This window comes from Bradyrhizobium sp. WYCCWR 13022, assembly GCF_030435535.1.
In the GTDB taxonomy this organism is placed as follows: domain Bacteria; phylum Pseudomonadota; class Alphaproteobacteria; order Rhizobiales; family Xanthobacteraceae; genus Bradyrhizobium.
In genome coordinates, this window is sequence record NZ_JAUIZJ010000002.1 from 122479 (window position 1) to 141569 (window position 19091).

Annotated in this window: 18 protein-coding genes; 17 read left to right on the top strand and 1 reads right to left on the bottom strand. The window is 65.0% G+C overall.

What is annotated here, in order from left to right:
- Positions 1-180: 180 nt before the first annotated feature.
- The 12 genes from QY049_RS01520 (at position 181) to QY049_RS01575 (ending at position 13216) form a co-directional block, all read left to right on the top strand.
- Positions 181-1140 (top strand): GAF domain-containing protein, encoded by a 960-nt coding sequence (locus QY049_RS01520; protein ID WP_258766774.1) that lies wholly within the window; start codon positions 181-183, stop codon positions 1138-1140.
- 134 nt (positions 1141-1274) lie between these two features.
- A complete protein-coding gene (gene adh, locus QY049_RS01525; RefSeq protein ID WP_301268673.1) occupies positions 1275-2792 on the top strand; it encodes an aldehyde dehydrogenase in 1518 nt (505 codons plus the stop codon).
- A gap of 148 nt (positions 2793-2940) precedes the next feature.
- Positions 2941-4314 carry a glycerophosphodiester phosphodiesterase family protein gene (locus tag QY049_RS01530; protein WP_301268674.1) on the top strand — a complete coding sequence of 458 codons (1374 nt, stop codon included), beginning with the start codon at positions 2941-2943 and terminating at the stop codon, positions 4312-4314.
- A gap of 253 nt (positions 4315-4567) precedes the next feature.
- A complete protein-coding gene (gene pdhA / locus QY049_RS01535) occupies positions 4568-5590 on the top strand; it encodes a pyruvate dehydrogenase (acetyl-transferring) E1 component subunit alpha (protein WP_258766777.1) in 1023 nt (340 codons plus the stop codon).
- Positions 5591-5619: 29 nt separating this feature from the next.
- Positions 5620-7002 carry a pyruvate dehydrogenase complex E1 component subunit beta gene (locus QY049_RS01540; RefSeq protein WP_194475701.1) on the top strand — a complete coding sequence of 461 codons (1383 nt, stop codon included), beginning with the start codon at positions 5620-5622 and terminating at the stop codon, positions 7000-7002.
- A 3-nt stretch (positions 7003-7005) separates the two neighbouring features.
- Positions 7006-7308: a DUF5076 domain-containing protein gene (locus QY049_RS01545; RefSeq protein WP_008547332.1), complete on the top strand. Its 303-nt coding sequence runs from the start codon at positions 7006-7008 to the stop codon at positions 7306-7308.
- A 2-nt stretch (positions 7309-7310) separates the two neighbouring features.
- Positions 7311-7763 (top strand): nucleoside deaminase, encoded by a 453-nt coding sequence (locus QY049_RS01550; RefSeq protein ID WP_194475702.1) that lies wholly within the window; start codon positions 7311-7313, stop codon positions 7761-7763.
- A gap of 62 nt (positions 7764-7825) precedes the next feature.
- Entirely contained in the window at positions 7826-9172 is a 1347-nt protein-coding gene (locus tag QY049_RS01555; RefSeq protein WP_301268675.1) for a pyruvate dehydrogenase complex dihydrolipoamide acetyltransferase, read from the top strand.
- An 8-nt stretch (positions 9173-9180) separates the two neighbouring features.
- Entirely contained in the window at positions 9181-9411 is a 231-nt protein-coding gene (locus tag QY049_RS01560; RefSeq protein WP_301268676.1) for a hypothetical protein, read from the top strand.
- Positions 9412-9428: 17 nt separating this feature from the next.
- On the top strand, positions 9429-10850 hold the full coding sequence (gene lpdA / locus QY049_RS01565; protein WP_301268677.1) for a dihydrolipoyl dehydrogenase: 1422 nt from the start codon (positions 9429-9431) through the stop codon (positions 10848-10850).
- 65 nt (positions 10851-10915) lie between these two features.
- Positions 10916-12157 carry a threonine synthase gene (locus QY049_RS01570; protein WP_194475706.1) on the top strand — a complete coding sequence of 414 codons (1242 nt, stop codon included), beginning with the start codon at positions 10916-10918 and terminating at the stop codon, positions 12155-12157.
- Positions 12158-12244: 87 nt separating this feature from the next.
- Complete coding sequence (locus tag QY049_RS01575; RefSeq protein WP_194475707.1) at positions 12245-13216, top strand: tripartite tricarboxylate transporter substrate binding protein BugD; 972 nt, start codon at positions 12245-12247, stop codon at positions 13214-13216.
- Positions 13217-13229: 13 nt separating this feature from the next.
- Here QY049_RS01575 and QY049_RS01580 read toward each other — a convergent pair whose 3' ends face one another.
- Positions 13230-15413 (bottom strand): lytic transglycosylase domain-containing protein, encoded by a 2184-nt coding sequence (locus tag QY049_RS01580; RefSeq protein ID WP_301268678.1) that lies wholly within the window; start codon positions 15411-15413, stop codon positions 13230-13232.
- Between the two features lie 323 nt (positions 15414-15736).
- On the opposite strand from QY049_RS01580, the gene QY049_RS01585 reads away from it, so the two are divergent.
- The 5 genes from QY049_RS01585 (at position 15737) to QY049_RS01605 (ending at position 19091) form a co-directional block, all read left to right on the top strand.
- A complete protein-coding gene (locus QY049_RS01585) occupies positions 15737-17473 on the top strand; it encodes an adenylate/guanylate cyclase domain-containing protein (RefSeq protein ID WP_301268679.1) in 1737 nt (578 codons plus the stop codon).
- Positions 17474-17578: 105 nt separating this feature from the next.
- Positions 17579-17755, top strand: coding sequence for a hypothetical protein (locus tag QY049_RS01590; protein ID WP_194475710.1), 177 nt, complete (start codon positions 17579-17581; stop codon positions 17753-17755).
- Positions 17756-17972: 217 nt separating this feature from the next.
- A complete protein-coding gene (locus QY049_RS01595) occupies positions 17973-18185 on the top strand; it encodes a hypothetical protein (RefSeq protein ID WP_301268680.1) in 213 nt (70 codons plus the stop codon).
- A 218-nt stretch (positions 18186-18403) separates the two neighbouring features.
- Complete coding sequence (locus QY049_RS01600; protein ID WP_301268681.1) at positions 18404-18661, top strand: phage terminase large subunit family protein; 258 nt, start codon at positions 18404-18406, stop codon at positions 18659-18661.
- A 139-nt stretch (positions 18662-18800) separates the two neighbouring features.
- Positions 18801-19091 carry a hypothetical protein gene (locus QY049_RS01605; protein ID WP_301268682.1) on the top strand — a complete coding sequence of 97 codons (291 nt, stop codon included), beginning with the start codon at positions 18801-18803 and terminating at the stop codon, positions 19089-19091.

A 19091-nucleotide genomic window follows, 5' to 3' on the forward strand; every position in this document is an offset into this window, starting at 1 on the left:
GCCACATACGAAAGCCGCCCGGACTATTCCGAAGGTCGTAGAGCCGCGACCGGGCCGCCGCCTTGACGTCGGCATGGCCAGGGGAGATTGCTTGTCCGGGCGCCATGGCTGCGAAAGGTTGACGGAGATCAATCGGGTTGCGAGGGGCGCCGCCTAGACTGCTTTTCGGAGGAAACGGTGATGGATGGGTCAATGCCCCGGCATCACGCGGCTCGTGTCGAAGCCGCCATCGCATCAGGCCAGGCGGCTCGGTCCGCGCTCGTGGCCTCGTGGCGCCGTTCCTCCCGATTGCATCATCTCGATCCCGGCGGTTGCAGCGCGCCGCTGCGGCTCAGCGACGTCGAGCTTCGACAGGCGCGCGAGCGCATCGCGCCGCTGCTCGCCGCCGCGCAGGGCGCCATGGACCGGCTCTATCAGGCGGTCGGTGCGGCCGGTTGCTGCGTGCTGCTCGCGGACGGCGAGGGGGTTCCGGTGGACCGCCGTGGCACGCCGGCCGACGATGCGACCTTTCAATCCTGGGGCCTGTGGACCGGTGCGCTCTGGAGCGAGGAGCACGAGGGCACCAACGGCATCGGCACCTGCGTCGTCGAGCAGCGGCCGCTGACGATCGATCGCGACCAGCATTTCTTCACCCGCAACACGCTGCTCAGCTGCACCGCCGTTCCGATCTACGACCACGAGGCGGCCTTTGCCGGCGTGCTCGACGTTTCGTCCTGCCGCGCCGACCGCACCGATGCGTTCTCGAACTTGATCGCGCTCGCGGCCGGTGAGGCGGCGAGGCGCATCGAGGCGGACCTGTTTCGCCGCGCCTTCGCCGATGCCCGCATCGTGCTGACGCAGGGGCCGGACGGCCAGTCCGTCGGCCTCGTCGCGGTCGATGCGGACGATCTCGTGATCGGTGCGACGCGGACCGCACGCGCAGCGCTCGGGATTGCGCCGGGCAGGCCATTGCAGCCGATGCCGGCAGCCGACCTTCTCGGCGGCGAACCCGCGCAAGACCATCTCGCCGGCGGTCAGCGCGCGGTGCTGCAGCGGGCGCTGCTTCGCGCCGGCGGCAATGTGTCGGCCGCCGCCAAGGCCCTCGGCGTCAGCCGCGCCACGCTGCACCGGAAGCTGAAGCGGTTCGAGCTCAAGCACTGACTGTCGCAGAACTGCGACAGGTCCGTCCCGCCATCGCATCCACCCGGGCTGACAGAAAACACCTCCCGCGAGATCGTCGGCGCAAGTCGTGAGCACACGACGATTTGCGCAAACATCAACATCGGGAGTGATCAATGAACAAGGTGGAATTCCTCGGCGTCACCCAGAATCCCTTCGCCGAACGCTACGACAATTTCATCGGCGGCAGGTTCGTGGCGCCGCTGGCCGGCAAATATTTCGACAACGCCTCGCCGGTGACCGGCAAGATCGTCTGCAAGATCGCGCGCTCCGACGCGCAGGACGTCGACGCGGCCCTCGACGCCGCCCATGCCGCCAAGGGCGCCTGGGGACGGACCAGCGTCGCCGAGCGCGCAGCGATCCTCAATCGCATCGCCGACCGCATGGAAGAAAATCTTGAGCGGCTCGCGGTCGCCGAAACCTGGGACAATGGCAAGCCGATCCGCGAGACCCGCGCCGCCGACCTGCCGCTCGCCATCGATCATTTCCGCTATTTCGCCGGCGTGGTCCGCGCCCAGGAAGGTTCGATCGGCGAGATCGATCACGACACCATCGCTTATCATTTCCATGAGCCGCTCGGCGTGGTCGGCCAGATCATTCCCTGGAACTTCCCGCTGCTGATGGCCTGCTGGAAGCTCGCGCCCGCGCTTGCCGCCGGCAATTGCGTGGTGCTCAAGCCCGCCGAGCAGACGCCGGCCTCGATCATGGTCTGGGCCGAGATCATCGGCGATCTCTTGCCGCCCGGTGTGCTCAACATCGTCAACGGTTTCGGCCTCGAAGCCGGCAAGCCGCTCGCATCCAGCCCGCGCATTGCAAAAATCGCCTTCACCGGCGAGACCACGACGGGTCGGCTGATCATGCAATATGCCAGCCAGAATCTCATCCCCGTCACGCTGGAGCTCGGCGGCAAGTCGCCGAACATCTTCTTCAAGGACGTCACCGCCGAGGACGACGATTTCTTCGACAAGGCGATCGAAGGGTTCGTCATGTTCGCGCTGAACCAGGGCGAGGTCTGCACCTGTCCGAGCCGGGCGCTGGTGCACGCCGACATCTACGACCGTTTCATGGAGCGGGCGCTGAAGCGCGTCGCGGCGATCAAGCAGGGCGATCCGCGCGCGGCCGATACCATGATCGGCGCGCAGGCCTCTGGCGAGCAACTGGAGAAGATCCTCTCCTACATCGACATCGGCAAGCAGGAGGGCGCCAAGGTGCTGGCCGGCGGCGGACGGGCCGAACTCGGCGGCGATCTGTCGGGCGGCTTCTACGTCCAGCCGACGGTGTTCGAAGGCAACAACAAGATGCGGATCTTCCAGGAGGAGATCTTTGGGCCCGTCGTCTCGGTCACGACCTTCAAGACCGATGACGAAGCGCTCGCGATCGCGAACGACACGCTCTATGGCCTCGGGGCTGGCGTCTGGAGCCGCGATGCCAACCGCTGCTACCGCTTCGGCCGGGCGATCCAGGCCGGCCGGGTCTGGACCAACTGCTACCACGCCTATCCCGCCCATGCCGCATTCGGTGGCTACAAGCAATCGGGCGTCGGTCGCGAGACCCACAAGATGATGCTCGATCACTACCAGCAGACCAAGAACCTCCTGGTCAGCTACAGCCCGAAGAAGCTCGGCTTCTTCTGATCGAGCAGGCACGGGCGTCGCCACAGCGGCGCCGCCCGTGCACATCCGTGACTGTTCGATCCTTCGTCATTCGTCTGTCAGAGAATTGAGACAAGACGACAGCCCGATCGCGCACGACGCGATGCCAGGCACAGACGGAGGTGGGGCCATGACGAACAATCAGCGTAAGATGCAAGCTGGAGCGATGCTGGGCGCGGCAGCGCTGGCGTTGCTGGCGCCGTCGATGACCCTCGCGCAGACGACAGCGGCCAGCGCCAAGCCCTTTTTGACCGTTGATGGCAAGGCGCCGCTGATCCTTGGACATCGCGGCGTGCCCGGCCTCGTGCCCGAAGAAACCGAGGCTTCGTACGACCTCGCTGCAGCGCTCGGAACCGATGCGCTCGAAGAAGACCTGCACCTCACCAAGGATTGCGTCCTGGTCGCGCGCCACAATCCGTGGCTGGCCGACAACACCAACGTGGCCGAGGTGGCGAAGACCAATGCGGCGGTCGCAGCCCGCAAGCGCACGGTATCAGGTGTGCGCGTCAAGGCACCGGCTGCCGCCGGCACGCCCGCCGACTACCTCGTCGATCTCACCGATTCCGCCGATCCCAAATCGGTGCTGAAGTCACTGATCGTCGACGGTGAGGATCACACCAACGACTGGTCGATCACCGACTTCACCATGGCCGAGCTGAGGGAGTGGATCGGAGGCACCACCTACGATGCGGCCAACGAGCGGCCGAAGGTGTTCAACGGCAAATTCCCTGTGATCAGCTTCCAGGAGATCCTCGATATCGCCAAGGCCAAGAGCAAGGAGACCGGGCGGACCATCCTGGTCTACCCGGAGACCAAGAACCCGACCTGGAACAATGCGCAGGCCATCGCCAGTGGCTGTGGTGTGCCGGGCAGCCATCCGCTCGAGGATGCCTTGATCAAGATCATCAAGGACAACGGCCTCAACACCAAGGACGCCCCGATCTTCGTCCAGAGCTTCGAGCCCGGCAGCCTGAAATACATGCGCAGCCATGGCCTTGAGGCCCGACAGGTCCAGCTCATCGACGGCAACGGCATCGACTTCAAAACCGGCAAGGTCCTGCTCAACAACATCACTAATTCCCGTCCGTTCGACTGGACGGCTGCGGGTGATGCGCGCCTCTACGATGCGATGCTGACGCCCGAGGGCCTTGCCGAGATCAAGACCTATGCCGACGGCATCGGTCCGTGGAAGGCCTATATCGTCCCGCTCAAGATCGCCCTGTGGAAGGACGCCAACGCCGACGGCTCGCCGTACAAGGGATCGACGCCGGACGCTTCGACAAAGCAGGCGACCAGCCTGATCGCCGACGCACACAAGCTCGGCCTGTTCGTGCACGTCTTCACGTTCCGGAACGAGAAGAAATATTTGGCGGCCGACTATCACGCCGATCCCGTCCAGGAATATCTCAAATTTTTCCGGCTCGGCGTCGATGGGGTCTTCACCGACTTCACGCACACCGGCGTTGCCGCCCGCACGGCGTATTTGCGCGAGCTGGGCTGGTAGGCCCGGCCATTCGAATCGGACACGCACCGGGGCTCAACGCCCGAGTTATGCGTGGCCGATGTCGTTGCCTCGTCTGCGTGCAGAGCTCTCGTTCTTGCGGAGCAAATGTTGCCTGATCGGCGCCAAAGGTTTTGCAAAATTTCGGCCACGTTGCAGTGCGGCATAATGAAAGTCGTGGCATGCCGCTGCAGTGCTTTCACACGCGATTGAGTTAGGTTAGAGAGGACTTAGATTTCTCTGACCCGGAATTCCCATGGCCGCACCCAAGAAAGCCGCCGCAAGCGCTGAGCAGGACAAAACCAACGGCGGTTCGCCTCCGGAGTTCACCAGGGAGCAAGAGCTGAAGGCGCTTCGCGACATGCTCCTGATCCGGCGGTTCGAGGAAAAGGCCGGCCAGCTCTACGGCATGGGTGCGATCGGCGGTTTCTGCCATCTCTATATCGGCCAGGAGGCCGTGGTGGTCGGCATGCAGATGGCCCTGAAACAGGGCGATCAGGTCATCACCGGCTATCGCGACCACGGTCACATGCTTGCCACCGGCATGGAGGCCAACGGCGTCATGGCCGAGCTCACCGGCCGCCGCGGCGGTTATTCCAAGGGCAAGGGCGGCTCCATGCACATGTTCAGCAAGGAGAAGCATTTCTACGGCGGTCACGGCATCGTCGGCGCTCAGGTCTCGCTCGGCACCGGTCTTGCCTTCGCCAACAATTATCGCAGCAACGGCAATGTCAGCGTCACCTATTTCGGCGACGGCGCGGCCAACCAGGGCCAGGTCTATGAGAGCTTCAACATGGCGGAGCTCTGGAAGCTGCCGGTGATCTACGTCATCGAGAACAACCGCTACGCCATGGGCACCGCGGTCTCGCGCGCTTCGGCGCAGCAGGATTTCTCCAAGCGCGGCGCTTCGTTCAATATCCCCGGCAAGCAGGTCGATGGCATGGACGTCCGCGCCGTCAAGGCCGCGGGCGAGGAGGCGGCGGCTTGGTGCCGCGCCGGCAAGGGTCCCTTCATCCTGGAGATGCAGACCTACAGATATCGCGGCCACTCGATGTCCGATCCTGCGAAGTACCGTACGCGCGAGGAGGTCGAAAAGGTCCGTCACGACCAGGATCCGATCGAGCAGGTGCGCAATCGCCTGCTTGCGGCCAAGGTGAGCGAGGCCGACCTCAAGGCGATCGACGCCGAGGTTCGCGACATCGTCAATGCCTCCGCCGACTTTGCCCAGCATGATCCAGAGCCGGATGCCGCCGAGCTCTGGACCGACGTTTACCGCTAAACGCGCGCAAGCTTTCTTTTGGAGTCGATATGCCAATTCAAGTGCTGATGCCCGCGTTGTCGCCCACGATGGAAAAGGGCAACCTCGCCAAGTGGCTTAAAAAAGAGGGTGAGACGATCAAGTCCGGTGACGTGATCGCCGAGATCGAGACCGACAAGGCCACCATGGAGGTCGAGGCGACCGATGAGGGCACGCTCGGCAAGATCCTGATCCCGGAAGGGACCGCCGACGTCGCGGTGAACACGCCGATTGCGACCATTCTCGCCGACGGCGAGAGCGCCGCCGATCTTGCGAAAGCGCCTGCACCGGCCGCGAAGGCTGCGGAGTCCGCGCCGCCCGCCGCTGCGAAGGCCGAGGCGCCTGCGGCCAAGGCGGCACCGGCGCCGCAGGCCGTCGCCGAGCCGGATCCGGAGGTGCCTGCAGGCACCGCGATGATCACCCAGACCATCCGCGAAGCGCTCCGCGACGCCATGGCCGAAGAGATGCGCCGCGACCCCGACGTCTTCGTGATGGGCGAAGAGGTGGCCGAATATCAGGGCGCCTACAAGGTGACCCAGGGCCTGCTGCAGGAGTTCGGCGCGAGGCGCGTCATCGACACTCCGATCACCGAGCACGGCTTTGCCGGCGTCGGCGTCGGCGCCGCAATGACCGGCTTGAAGCCGATCGTCGAGTTCATGACCTTCAACTTCGCCATGCAGGCGATCGACCAGATCATCAACTCCGCAGCCAAGACGCTGTACATGTCCGGCGGCCAGATGGGCTGCTCGATCGTGTTCCGCGGCCCCAACGGCGCGGCTGCGCGCGTGGCTGCCCAGCACAGCCAGGATTACTCGGCCTGGTACTCGAACGTCCCGGGCCTCAAGGTGGTCGCGCCGTTCTCCGCCGCCGACTACAAGGGCCTGCTCAAGGCCGCGATCCGCGATCCCAATCCGGTGATCTTCCTCGAGAACGAGGTGCTCTACGGTCATACCGGCGAAGTCCCGAAGCTCGACGACTTCGTGATCCCGATCGGCAAAGCGCGCATCGTCCGCTCCGGTAGCCATGTCAGCATCATCTCCTGGTCGAACGGCATGACCTATGCGCTGAAGGCCGCCGACGAACTCGCCAAGGAGGGCATCGAAGCCGAGGTGATCGACCTGCGTACGCTGCGTCCGATGGACACCGAGACTATCATCAACTCGGTCAAGAAAACCGGCCGCGCGGTCACGGTGGAAGAGGGCTGGGCCCAGAGCGGCGTCGGCGCCGAGATCGCCGCGCGCATCATGGAGAACGCCTTCGACTATCTGGATGCGCCGGTTGCGCGCGTCTCCGGCAAGGACGTGCCGATGCCTTATGCCGCGAACCTGGAGAAGCTGGCGCTGCCCTCGGCGGCGGAAGTCGTCGAGGCCGCCAAAGCCGTCTGCTACAGGTAGGCCATGGCAGGCCCGAAGGAGCAGCCACTGCCGCCCGACGTCATGACCCGCGATGATGCGGTCGAGATCCTGCGCGTGTTCGTGCTGGATGGCGGGCTGTCGATGGCATTCCAGCGCGCCTTCGAGGAGCCCGACATGTGGGGCCTGTTGCTCGTCGATCTCGCCCGCCACGCCGCGCGTGCCTATGCGCGCGAGAGCGAATACACCGAGGAGGACGCGCTGAACCGGATCCTCGACATGTTCCAGGCCGAGATCGAGCGTCCCACCGACACCGGCACCACGACGCCGCGCGGGAAGGGGCACTGACCGTGGCGATCGAAGCTCACCACTACGATTTCATGCTGGAGGCGATCCGCGAGGCCGAGGCCTCGATCGCGCAAGGCGGCCTGCCGATCGGCGCCGTGCTGACTCGCGGCGACGAGATCATCGCCCGCGGCCACAACAACCGCGTGCAGGAGAACAATCCGATCCTGCACGGCGAGATGAGCTGCCTGCGCGAAGCCGGCGCGATCTCGTTCCACGACACCGTCATGTACACCACGCTGTCGCCATGTTCGATGTGTGCCGGCGCGCTCGCTCTGTTCAAGGTCAAGCTGGTGGTGATCGGCGAATCCGTCACCTTTCCGGGATCCAAGGACATTCTCGACAAGTTCGGGATTGCCTGGATCGACCTTGCCGACGACCGCTCCATCACCATGATGAAGAATTGGCGTTCCATCCCTGCCAATGAGCGCCTGTGGCAGGGCGACATCGGCAACTAAACCTGGTCTGTTCGTCCTCACTTTCGGGGGCGACGTTTTGAGAAGTTCTTCGTGAGGTCAGCATGCCCATCAACATCCTGATGCCCGCTCTTTCGCCGACGATGGAGAAGGGCAACCTCGCCAAGTGGCTGAAGAAGGAAGGCGACAAGGTCAAGTCAGGCGATGTCATCGCCGAGATCGAGACCGACAAGGCCACCATGGAGGTCGAAGCCATCGACGAGGGCACGATCGCCAAGATCCTCGTGCCCGAGGGTACGCAGGACGTGCCGGTCAACGACGTGATCGCGGTGCTCGCCGGCGAAGGCGAGGACGTAAAGGCCGCTGGCAGCGCCAAGCCGAGCGCTTCGGCCGCACCGCCCAAGGCTGCGGAGGCTCCCGCTGCGGCTCCTGCGCCAGCTGCGCCCAAGGCTGCGCCGGCTCCCGCTGCGGCTCCGGCGCCGCAAGCCGCTGCACCGGCCACGCAGAGCAACGGCCATGCCGGCCGCGTGTTCTCGTCGCCGCTGGCGCGGCGTCTTGCCAAGGAAGCCGGCATCGATGTCGGCATGGTCACCGGCACCGGCCCGCACGGCCGCGTGGTCGCGCGCGACGTCGAGCAGGCCAAATCCGGCAAGGGCCTCAAGGCGCCCGCCGCGGTGCCGTCCGACGGCGCGCCCTCGATCGCGCCGACCATGTCGGACAAGCAGATCCTGTCGCTGTTCGAGCCGGGCTCCTACGACATGGTCCCCCATGACGGCATGCGCCGCACCATCGCGCAGCGCCTGACCGCCTCGATCCAGAACGTCCCGCACTTCTACCTGACCATCGACTGCGACATCGGCAAGCTGCTCGCCGCCCGCGAGGAGATCAATGCGGCGGCTCCGAAGGACAAGGAGAAGAAGCCGCTCTACAAGATCTCGGTCAACGACTTCGTCATCAAGGCGATGGCGGTCGCGTTGCAGAAGATCCCGAACTGTAATGTCAGCTGGACGGAAAGCGGCATGGTCAAGCATCACCATTCCGACGTCGGCGTTGCCGTGGCGATGCCCGGCGGCCTGATCACGCCGATCATCCGCAAGGCGGAGACCAAGACGCTCTCGACCATCTCCAACGAGATGAAGGATTTCGCCGCGCGCGCGCGTTCCCGAAAATTGAAGCCCGAGGAATATCAGGGCGGCACCACCGCCGTGTCCAACCTCGGCATGTACGGCATCAGCCACTTCACCGCGGTGATCAACCCGCCGCACGCCACCATCCTCGCGGTCGGCACCAGCGAGGAGCGGCCGGTCGTGCGCGGCGGCAAGATCGAGATCGCGCACATGATGAGCGTCACCCTGTCCTGCGATCACCGCGCCATCGACGGCGCGCTCGGCGCCGAGTTGATCGGCGCGTTCAAGCAGCTGATCGAAAACCCCGTCATGATGATGGTCTGAGATGGCGCATGACGACGCGCTGGCCCTGGATCTCGATGTTGATCTCGCTGGTAGCGACCCTCAGCCCGCTGGGCCGCGACATCGTTGTGTCAGCCTTCCTGGCCGGTGAGGCGCTGTCACGCAACATCTGGGCGCCGATCACGCTCACCATCTTCGCCGTCATGACGGCGGCCATTCTCCTCGAATGGCTCGTCAGAACTTACATCATCAATCGCCGCGCCCGCGGCGTCGCGTCTTGAGTTGAACGGGAGCCGCCATGGCCGACACATCCTTCGACGTCATCATCATCGGCTCCGGTCCCGGCGGCTACGTCACCGCGATCCGCGCCGCCCAGCTCGGCTTCAAGACCGCGATCGTCGAGAAATCCTATCTCGGCGGCATCTGCCTGAACTGGGGCTGCATTCCGACCAAGGCGCTGCTGCGCTCGGCCGAGATCTACCATTACATGCAGCACGCCAAGGACTACGGCCTGTCGGCGGAGAAGGTGTCGTTCGATCCGAAGGCGGTGGTGCAGCGTTCGCGCGGCGTCTCCAAGCGGCTGAACGACGGCGTCGGCTTCCTGATGAAGAAGAACAAGGTCAGCGTGATCTGGGGCGCCGCCTCGATCGACGCGCCCGGCAAGATCACCGTGAAGAAATCAGACGTCGAGGGCCCGAAGGGTTCGCTGGGCGAGGGGACCTACCAGGCCAAGCACATCATCGTCGCCACCGGTGCGCGGCCGCGCGTGCTGCCGCGCCTCGAGCCCGACAAGAAGCTGATCTGGACCTATTTCGAGGCGATGGTGCCGGAGCGGATGCCGAAGTCGCTGCTGGTGGTCGGCTCCGGCGCGATCGGCATCGAGTTCGCCTCGTTCTTCCACACCATGGGGTCCGACGTCACCGTGGTCGAGGTGCTGCCGCAGATCCTGCCCGTCGAGGACGCCGAGATTGCAGGCCTCGCCCGCAAGCGGCTGGAGAAGCTGGGCATCAAGATCATGTCCTCGACCAAGGTGACGAAGCTGGAGAAGAAGGCCGACAGCGTCGTTGCCACCATCGACGACGGCAAGGGCAAGCCTGTTACCACCGAGTTCGAGCGGGTGATCTCGGCTGTGGGTGTCGTCGGCAACATCGAGAATCTCGGCCTCGAGAAGCTCGGCGTGAAGACCGATCGCGGCTGCATCGTGATCGACGGCTACGGCAAGACCAACGTTCCCGGCATCTACGCCATCGGCGACGTCGCCGGTCCCCCGATGCTCGCCCACAAGGCCGAGCATGAGGGCGTGATCTGCATCGAGGCGATCAAGGGCCTGCATCCGCATCCCATGGACAAGCTGATGATCCCGGGCTGCACCTATTGCCATCCGCAGGTCGCCTCCGTCGGCCTGACGGAAGCCAAGGCCAAGGAGAGCGGCCGCGAGATCCGCGTCGGCCGCTTCCCCTTCGTCGGCAACGGCAAGGCTATCGCGCTCGGAGAGGACCAGGGCCTGGTCAAGGTGATCTTCGACAAGAAGACCGGCCAGCTGCTCGGCGCCCACATGGTCGGCGCCGAGGTCACCGAGCTGATCCAGGGCTACGTCGTCGCGATGAACCTGGAGACCACGGAAGAAGAGCTGATGCACACGGTGTTCCCGCATCCGACCCTGTCTGAGATGATGAAGGAAGCCGTGCTGGATGCCTATGGGCGGGTGTTGAATATTTGACCGGTGAGGGCGGCGCCCGCCGCCGTCACGGAGAGCCGTTCTCAAAATAAGAAGGAAATCATCCCATGCACGACAACGACAACCTCACCATCGAGCGTCCGACCTTCGTCACGCATCTCGAATGCGCCATGGAAGGCGATCACTACGCGGCCGATCAGGTCCACAACCTCTCCAAGGCCGGCAAGCCGCTGCTCGTGCGCTACGACCTCGCCGGCGTGAAGAAGGCGCTGACGAAGGACGCTCTGGCGCAGCGCCCCGGCGACCTGTGGCGCTACCGCGAGCTGCTGCCGGTGCGCAAATGCAAGGACATCGTCTCGCTCGGCGAAGTCACGACGCCCCTGATCCGCCTGCCCAAGCTCGGCAAGAAGCTCGGCGGCGGCGAGATCATCGTCAAGGACGAGGGACGCCTGCCGACCGGTTCGTTCAAGGCACGCGGCCTCGTGATGGCGGTGTCGATGGGCAAGGCGCTCGGCATCAAGCACATGGCGATGCCGACCAACGGCAATGCCGGCGCGGCGCTCGCAGCATATGCGACCTCTTGCGGCATCAAGACCACGATCTTCTGCCCGGCCGATACGCCCGAGGTGAATGTCAGCGAGATCGAGCTGCAGGGCGCGACGGTCTATCGCGTCAACGGCTATATCGATGATTGCGGCAAGATCGTCGGCGAAGGCAAGGCAAAGGTCGGCTGGTTCGATACCTCCACGCTGAAGGAGCCCTATCGCATCGAAGGCAAGAAGACGATGGGCCTCGAGCTCGCCGAGCAGCTCGGCTGGGACGTGCCCGACGTGATCTTCTATCCGACCGGCGGCGGCACCGGCCTGATCGGCATGTGGAAGGCGTTCGACGAGCTGGAGAAGATCGGCTTCATCGGATCGAAGCGCCCGCGCATGGTCGCTGTGCAGGCCTCCGGCTGCGCCCCGATGGTGCGGGCCTATGACGCCGGCACCGAGCACGCCACGCGCTGGGAAGACGCGCACACCATCGCATCGGGCATTCGCGTGCCGCAGGCGATCGGCGACTTCCTGATCTTGCGCGCCGTGCGCGAGAGCAAGGGGTTTGCGATCGCGGTCGACGACGACAAGATCTCGTCGGCGCTCAACGAGGTCGCGCGCGAGGAGGGGCTGCTGCTGTGCCCGGAGGGTGCCGCGACTTACGCCGCCTACAAGGAGAGCCTTGCGGACGGTCGCGTCTCGAAGGATGACCGCGTGATGCTGTTCAACTGCGCCACCGGCCTGAAATACCCGCTGCCGCCAGTCACCCGCACGCTCGATCGCCACAAGCCGATCGATTTTTCGCAGTTTTAAGCGCGGCAACACGTCTCTTCACGAATGAGCCCTCTTCCCGTACGCGGGAAGAGACAAGAACAAAAACGCATCGCTGGGGAGCAGACAATGAAAAAGGCCGCCTGGGCCGGGCTGATCGGACTTCTCGCTTTCATCGGCGCCGCGCGCGCCGACGATTATCCCTCTCATCCCATCACCATCATCGTTCCTTTTGCGGCCGGCGGTCCGTCCGATGCAATGGCGCGCGTGCTCGCCGAGCGCATGCGTCAGTCGCTCGGCCAGCCGCTGGTGATCGAGAACGTCACCGGCGCCGGCGGCTCGATCGGGGTGGGGCGCGCCGTGCACTCGCCGCCCGACGGCTACACCATCTCCTTCGGCCATCTCGGCACCCATGTCGCCAACGGCGCGGTCTACAAGCTCAATTACGATCTCGTCACCGACCTCGAGCCGGTGGTGCTCTTGCCGAGCAACCCGATGATCGTGGTCAGCAAGAACGCGGTGCCGGCGAAATCGCTGAAGGAGCTGGTGGAGTGGCTGAAGTCGCGACCGTCGCCGCCGACCGCGGGCACGGCGGGCGCCGGCTCCGGCAGCCACATCGCCGGCGTCTATTTCGAGAGCGTTTCCGGCGTCAAGCTGCAATACGTGCCGTACCGCGGCACGGCGCCCGCGCTGAACGACCTCATCGCCGGCCAGATCGATATCATCGTCGACCAGACCTCCAACTCCATCAATCAGGTCCGCGCCGGCACCATCCGCGCCTATGCCATCACCGACAGCAAGCGCCTGGCCTCCGCGCCCGACATCCCGACCGCGGATGAAGCGGGCCTGAAGGGCTTCAACATGACGCTGTGGTCGGGCCTGTGGGTGCCGAAGGGCACGCCGAAGGACATCGTCACGAAGCTCAACGCGGCCGCCGTGGAAGCGCTCAACGATCCGGCCGTGAAGAAGCAGCTCGAAAGCCAGGGCCTGGAGATGACACCCAAGGACCAGCTCACCCCGGAGGCGCTCGGCATCAGACAGAAGGCCGAGATCGCGAAGTGGTGGCCGATCATCAAGGCGGCGAACATCAAGGTGGATTGAGGCCGGTCCGCTTCTACTCCGCTCCCCTGAACCCCACCGGCGTCGCCCTGGCGGTGGCATCCTGCGTCACGACACGCTGGTCGGTCTTGCCGGCGACCGCGCCGCTGCCCTCGAACCGCGCCCGGTAGACCAGCACGTTCTCCATCACGCGCTGGACGTAGTTGCGCGTCTCCGACAGCGGGATGCGCTCGACCCAGTCGACCGGATCGACCTTGGGATCTCGGGGATCGCCGTGCGCCTGCACCCATTCGCGCACCCGGCCGCGACCGGCATTGTAGCCGGCGAAGGTCATGATCTGGTTGCCGCGATATTCCGACAGCAGCGCGCTGAGCTCGGCCGCACCCATCTGCGTGTTGTAGACGGGGTCGGAGACCATTTTGTCCCAGTCATAGGTCACGCCGAAGCGCTTGGCGGTGTCGCGGCCGGCTTCCGGCGTCACCTGCATCAAGCCGACCGCGTTGGCGGACGACTTGTCGCGCTGGTCGAATGAGCTCTCGGTGCGCGCCACCGAATAGATCACGCTGGTCTCGATCGCGGGCGCGACCTGCTTGTGCTCGGGGATGCCGATGGTCGGGAAGGCGTAATGGTCGAGCGCAAGCCCACGCGCCAACGCCGATTTGCCGACCTCCAGCATGACGCGGGCGTCGTTGCGCTGCCTGGCGAGCTCGCCGAGCGCTTCGAGGGCAGCGACGTCGGTGCTCTCCTTGGCGAAATCCTCGGCGTAGTAGAGCACCACGTCGCGTTCCCCGATGCCATACAGCATGTCCGCGGCGCGCACGCGCTCGTCCGCAGGCAGTGTGTCGGCCGCGGCCAGCACGGGCGAGGGCGCGCGCAGCTCCAGCCCCTCGAGGCCGAGCCGTGCGCGGGCGAGCTGGCCGTAATAGGCGGTCGGATAGCGCGCGGCTGCCTTGTAGCTCTGCCGCGCGTCGGCGGTCGCCCCCATGGCCTCGGCCGCACGGCCGCGCCAGTAATGGGCGCGCGACAGCGCGATCGGATTGGCCGAGCCTTCGTCGATCGCAGCGAAATGCGCCATCGCGGTCCTGGGATCGTCGAGATAGCGCAGCGCGATCCAGCCGCACATGAAATGGTAGTCGACGCGATAGACCTCCATCGCCGGCACCGCGGCCGCGCGCACCACGTCGTAGGCGGTTCTGGGCTTGCCCTGGTCGAGCAGCTTGCGCGCGAGCAGGCGGCGCTCGCGCCACCACGCATCGGTGTCCTGGGCCCCCATGGTGTCGGGCGAAGCGGCCAGGATCACTTCGGCGGCATCGTCGATGTGGTCCTTCTGCAGATGCCATTGCGCGCGGCACAGGACATAGCCGAGATCGCGGCGCGCATCGGCCGCGACGTCGTCGAGATAATCCTTGGCCTTGCTGGACTTGCCGTTGACCGCGGCGCAGGCCTTGACGATGGCGAGCGCATCCTCGCCGAGGCGCTTTGCGGCGCGCCGTGCACCGGCATAATCCTTGGCGCCAAGGCGCTTGTCCATGCGGGCGCGATGATCCTCCGGCCGCAACAGGTCGTGGAACGCTTCGTAGGAATCCTCCTCGCTGCGTTCGGACAGTTCCTCCGAGCGCCATGCTGCGCGCACGAGGCGCGTGGCCCGGTCGCTGTCGCCCTCGGCCAGCAGCACGCGTGCGAGTGCGAAACTGCCCTTGGCGCTGGTCGGCCGGTCCATCGTGAAAGCGTGCACGGTGGCCGCATCGCTCTTCTCCTGCCACAGCCGCGCCTCGGCGCGTTTGCGCAGCAGCGCGGCGCTCGGCCAATCCGGATTGGCGGCGAGGAAGGCGGCGTAGCGCTTGAATGGCGCCGTGCTCTCGGAATGGCGCAGCATGAACCAGTCGGCGACCTTCTGTCCGGCCGGGTCGGCAATGCGGTCGCGCGCCGCGCTCGCGTCGTCGGTCTTGCCCTTGCGTGCGAAGTCGATGGCATCTTTCAGTGCGGCGAGGTCGCCCGTCAGCGCCGGCGGCGCGGGCTTGTCCGCGGGCTCCTCGTCCCGCTTCTTCGACTTGCGCCTGGCCTCGGCATGTTTGCCGTGCTTGCCGCTCGCAGCATGACGCTGCTTGCCGGCCTTCGCGAGGTGCGTCTTCTTCGACGCGGATGATTTGTGACTGCTCTTCGCTGCCAGTTCGGTGGGAAGGAGGGCCAGGGCGGCCACGGCAACGACACACGCGAGCGAGCGTAGGCACTGGTTCATTCGATGGTCCCCCTGCGAAACCACTACAAACCAAGGTCCGCGACGACATGCGGCTTGAGAATCGAAGACGACACCAAAACGATGCCATGACATCGTTTCGCATTCCTCACGCTGGTTCAACAATGCGGCAAAATACGGAATGGAACCGGGGAACTTCCGAAACAGCGGAAGCGGCAGGGGCTTTAACCTTTGTTAACGATTGGGCCTCGCGCGCCGGTTGCGGGGAGCTCTCCACGCCACGAACGGTGCGATTGCGCGTGTTCCCAAGGGAAAATCCGGTGTATTGAGTTCCATAGACCCTTCTTTTCAGCCTTTGCCCCCTCATGCCGCTTTTCAACCAGTCGATCCGGCGCAAGATCGTCGGCATCGCCCTCGGATTGATCGTCCTGATGTTGATCACCTCGATCCTGTCGATGGTGATGTCGAGCCAGGTCGGCGTTCTCCTGGACGAGCTGACCAACCGCTACATCCCGGCCTATGGCGACCTGGCGCGCGCCAATATCCGCTCGCTGGAGCGGTCGGTGGCGCTGCGGCGGATGGTCATGATGAAGATGCAGGACTCCTCGGACGAGGAGGCCTATGCGGCGCGCCTGCACGAATTCGAGGAAGCCGACCGGAAGATCGAGGAAGAGACGTCGGGCGCGCAAAAGCTGATCAACGCGATCATCGAGGATCCCAGGACCCCGTCGGACAATGCCACGCTGGCGCGGATCGACACGCGCATCGATACTGCGGTCACCGAGCTGCGCCGCGACATGAACGCGGATCACGCCAAGCTGCTCAAGCAGGTCGATGCCAAGCAGATGGCGGAGGCACGAGGGACGCTCGAGCACATCGATGCAACGCGCGATCTGTTCAACCAGAGGATCGATGCGATCCGCGCCGACATGCTCAAGCAGGTTTTCGCGAGCACCTCGAGGGTGATCGGCCATCAGCGGCAGGCGATCATCATCTCAGGTCTCGTGACGCTGCTCGCGGCCGTGGTCGGATTTGCCTTCGCGCTGCTGGTCAGCAGCGGCATCACCCGCCCGGTGCGGCTGCTGCTCGCCGGCGCCCGCGAGGTCGAGGCCGGCCGCTTCGACAAGGCCATCACGGTTTCGACCCAGGACGAGATCGGCGAGCTTGCCGCCGCCTTCAACCGCATGATCGAGCAGCTGCGCCACAATGAGCGCATCCGCGAGACCTTCGGCCGCTACATCGATCCCAAGGTCGTGCAGGGCCTGATCGACAAGCCCGAGGTCGCCATCGACGGCCAGCGCCGTGTGATGACCATCATGTTCTGCGACATGAGCGGTTTCACCTCGATGAGCGAGGGCATGACCCCGCGCGGCCTCGTCAAGGTGATGAACCACTATTTCACGGTGATGTCCGGCCCGATCCGCAACAACCGCGGCGTGATCGACAAATATATCGGCGACGCCATCATGTCCTATTGGGGCCCGCCCTTCATCGAGGAGGACGAGCAGGCGCTGCTCGCAGGCCTGTCCGCCATCGACATGGCCGAGCAGGTGCCCGCGCTGCAGAAGCAGCTTCCCGACCTCCTCGGCATCCGAGCCATGCCGGTGCCATGCGACCTGCGCATCGGCATCGCCACCGGCGAGGTCCTGACCGGCAGCATCGGCTCCGAGCTGATGATGAGCTTTACGGTGATGGGCGATGCGGTGAACCTTGCGTCGCGCCTGGAGGCTGCGAACAAGGTCTACGGTACCCGCATCCTGATTTCGCAGGCGACAGCGGAGTCGACCGGCGTGCGCCTGGAGTTGCGCGAGATCGATCGTCTGGCGGTGGTCGGCCAGAGCGTGCCGCAGCCGGTGTTCGAGGTAATGGGCCGGGCAGGTGCGCTGGCTGCGCCGCAGGAAAGCCTGCGCACGCGTTATGCCGAAGGCCTTGCCGCCTATCGCGCGTGCCGCTTCGATGACGCACGCACCGCGTTCAACGCAGCGCTCGAAAGCGTTCCCGGTGATGGGCCCTCGCGCACGATGCTCGCTCGCATCGCACAGTTCGAGGCGCGTCCGCCGGCGGCCAATTGGGATGGCGCCTGGCGGATGGACAGCAAATAGCCGCCCGCTCGTGAATAATTGATTCTACCCTATAACGATGTTTGTCGTGACCTAATTTCCGGGCTTAGGTTTGCTGTCCCTAGGGCGTTTGATGGGGATACGCCGATGACAGAACTTGAGGACCGGCTGGAGCGGTTCGAGACGCTCACCGCCGAATGCGAGCTGATTGCGAAGCTCGCCACCGACAGCAGAAAGCGGGAATTCTACCTGAAGCTTGGGGAGCAATACCGCCAACTCGCGCTCGACATGCGCCAGGTGATCGCGACGAGGGCCGCGGCCTGACGCTGGACAGTGCCGCGATGCCCCGCAAGGCACGGTGTTTCCGCATCCGTGTCTTTGCGAGGCGTCGTGCCATCGCAAGCCGTTCTTAACAATTCAGACGCATCCTCGGTGGGAAGCGGGGAGTCGCGCAGTGCCACTCCTGGCGTTGGGAATGCCCGGGGCAAGGTTGCGATGCGACATTGCCCGCGAACGTAGCTCGTCCGACGGTTGACCTCCCATGCGTCTGTTTGCGGTCATGTTGTTTTCGATTCTGACGGCGGCCTGCAACCAGGAGCAGGATGTCACGGGCTCGACCCCGCTTTGCCCGATGCGCACCTACAGCACTTACAATCCTCGCGACATGAATCAGTGTGTTGCAGCCTGCAAGGCGTGCGACCATGGCAACACGGTCACCTGCAGCACCTCCTGCACGCTCAAGGGCGCGCATTGAGGGGCGTCACGGAGCCCGTCATCCCAAGGCCGCCTCTCGTCGCAATTCCGGGAAAATGGTGTCGTCCTGAAGGATGACGTCGGCCGTCCGCTGATAGTGTGCCGCGAGCCGCTTCACCCTGAACAGCGCGCACGCAGTTCGTCGTGGTGCTCGGGCACCGGAACGATTCACATGGGTTGATCATTAGAGGGGAGCGGCAGGACACGGAGTCCTATGGAATGGGTATGCTCGATCCCGGTCGGTTTCTGGTGTCGTGCTCGCATTGCGAGGCATGGCCGATGGCTGCCAATGTGAAACGCTCGAGCTGGTCGGCGGCGCCGCACGAGGTTCGCTTCGTCTGTCCGCACTGCCGCCGCGAAGAGACCGCCATCGTCTCCGCCTCCGGTGAGCTGACGCCGATCAAGCGCATCGACGCTCCGCCACGTGACGTCAAAGCAGCCTGGGCTCAGGCCCAGCGGCCAAGAGGGCGAGCATAGCTCGCCCGTCTTGGAATAAAGAGGGCGAGCATAGCTCGCCCGGATTGCGCGTTGCCGGACGTCGGCTGCTGTGTGGTAGGGTGGTCCGCAGGAGATCACCGATGGCCTTCATGATCCTGTCGCCGCATGCGGGACGCGCTTGAGCAGCGAGCCTCATTGGCGCGACGACATCGCCTCGCTGGTGTTTCCCGTCACCGGCCATGGCGCGATCTGCGCCGTGCACCGCGGCGCCTTCCGGACGCTGCTCGGCACCTCACCCACGCCGGAGGCCTGCCTCGGCTATTTCCAGCGGTTTGAGTCCGTCTTTCGGGCCGCAGCCAGCGCCAAGATCGCCCGCAGGGGCATTTTGTCCGGAACAAGCCTGCATCTTACCAGTCGCGACATCGCCCGGAAGCTGCTAGAACAGCCGCAAATCGCCAATGGAGAATAG

What these genes read in the sequence shown, in the direction of transcription:
- QY049_RS01520 (WP_258766774.1), top strand. Translation starts at nt 181, where the DNA reads ATGGATGGGTCAATGCCCCGGCATCACGCGGCTCGTGTCGAAGCCGCC.
- adh (WP_301268673.1), top strand. Translation starts at nt 1,275, where the DNA reads ATGAACAAGGTGGAATTCCTCGGCGTCACCCAGAATCCCTTCGCCGAA.
- QY049_RS01530 (WP_301268674.1), top strand. Translation starts at nt 2,941, where the DNA reads ATGACGAACAATCAGCGTAAGATGCAAGCTGGAGCGATGCTGGGCGCG.
- pdhA (WP_258766777.1), top strand. Translation starts at nt 4,568, where the DNA reads ATGGCCGCACCCAAGAAAGCCGCCGCAAGCGCTGAGCAGGACAAAACC.
- QY049_RS01540 (WP_194475701.1), top strand. Translation starts at nt 5,620, where the DNA reads ATGCCAATTCAAGTGCTGATGCCCGCGTTGTCGCCCACGATGGAAAAG.
- QY049_RS01545 (WP_008547332.1), top strand. Translation starts at nt 7,006, where the DNA reads ATGGCAGGCCCGAAGGAGCAGCCACTGCCGCCCGACGTCATGACCCGC.
- QY049_RS01555 (WP_301268675.1), top strand. Translation starts at nt 7,826, where the DNA reads ATGCCCATCAACATCCTGATGCCCGCTCTTTCGCCGACGATGGAGAAG.
- QY049_RS01560 (WP_301268676.1), top strand. Translation starts at nt 9,181, where the DNA reads ATGACGACGCGCTGGCCCTGGATCTCGATGTTGATCTCGCTGGTAGCG.
- lpdA (WP_301268677.1), top strand. Translation starts at nt 9,429, where the DNA reads ATGGCCGACACATCCTTCGACGTCATCATCATCGGCTCCGGTCCCGGC.
- QY049_RS01570 (WP_194475706.1), top strand. Translation starts at nt 10,916, where the DNA reads ATGCACGACAACGACAACCTCACCATCGAGCGTCCGACCTTCGTCACG.
- QY049_RS01575 (WP_194475707.1), top strand. Translation starts at nt 12,245, where the DNA reads ATGAAAAAGGCCGCCTGGGCCGGGCTGATCGGACTTCTCGCTTTCATC.
- QY049_RS01580 (WP_301268678.1), bottom strand. Translation starts at nt 15,413, where the DNA reads ATGAACCAGTGCCTACGCTCGCTCGCGTGTGTCGTTGCCGTGGCCGCC.
- QY049_RS01585 (WP_301268679.1), top strand. Translation starts at nt 15,737, where the DNA reads ATGCCGCTTTTCAACCAGTCGATCCGGCGCAAGATCGTCGGCATCGCC.
- QY049_RS01590 (WP_194475710.1), top strand. Translation starts at nt 17,579, where the DNA reads ATGACAGAACTTGAGGACCGGCTGGAGCGGTTCGAGACGCTCACCGCC.
- QY049_RS01595 (WP_301268680.1), top strand. Translation starts at nt 17,973, where the DNA reads ATGCGTCTGTTTGCGGTCATGTTGTTTTCGATTCTGACGGCGGCCTGC.
- QY049_RS01600 (WP_301268681.1), top strand. Translation starts at nt 18,404, where the DNA reads ATGGGTATGCTCGATCCCGGTCGGTTTCTGGTGTCGTGCTCGCATTGC.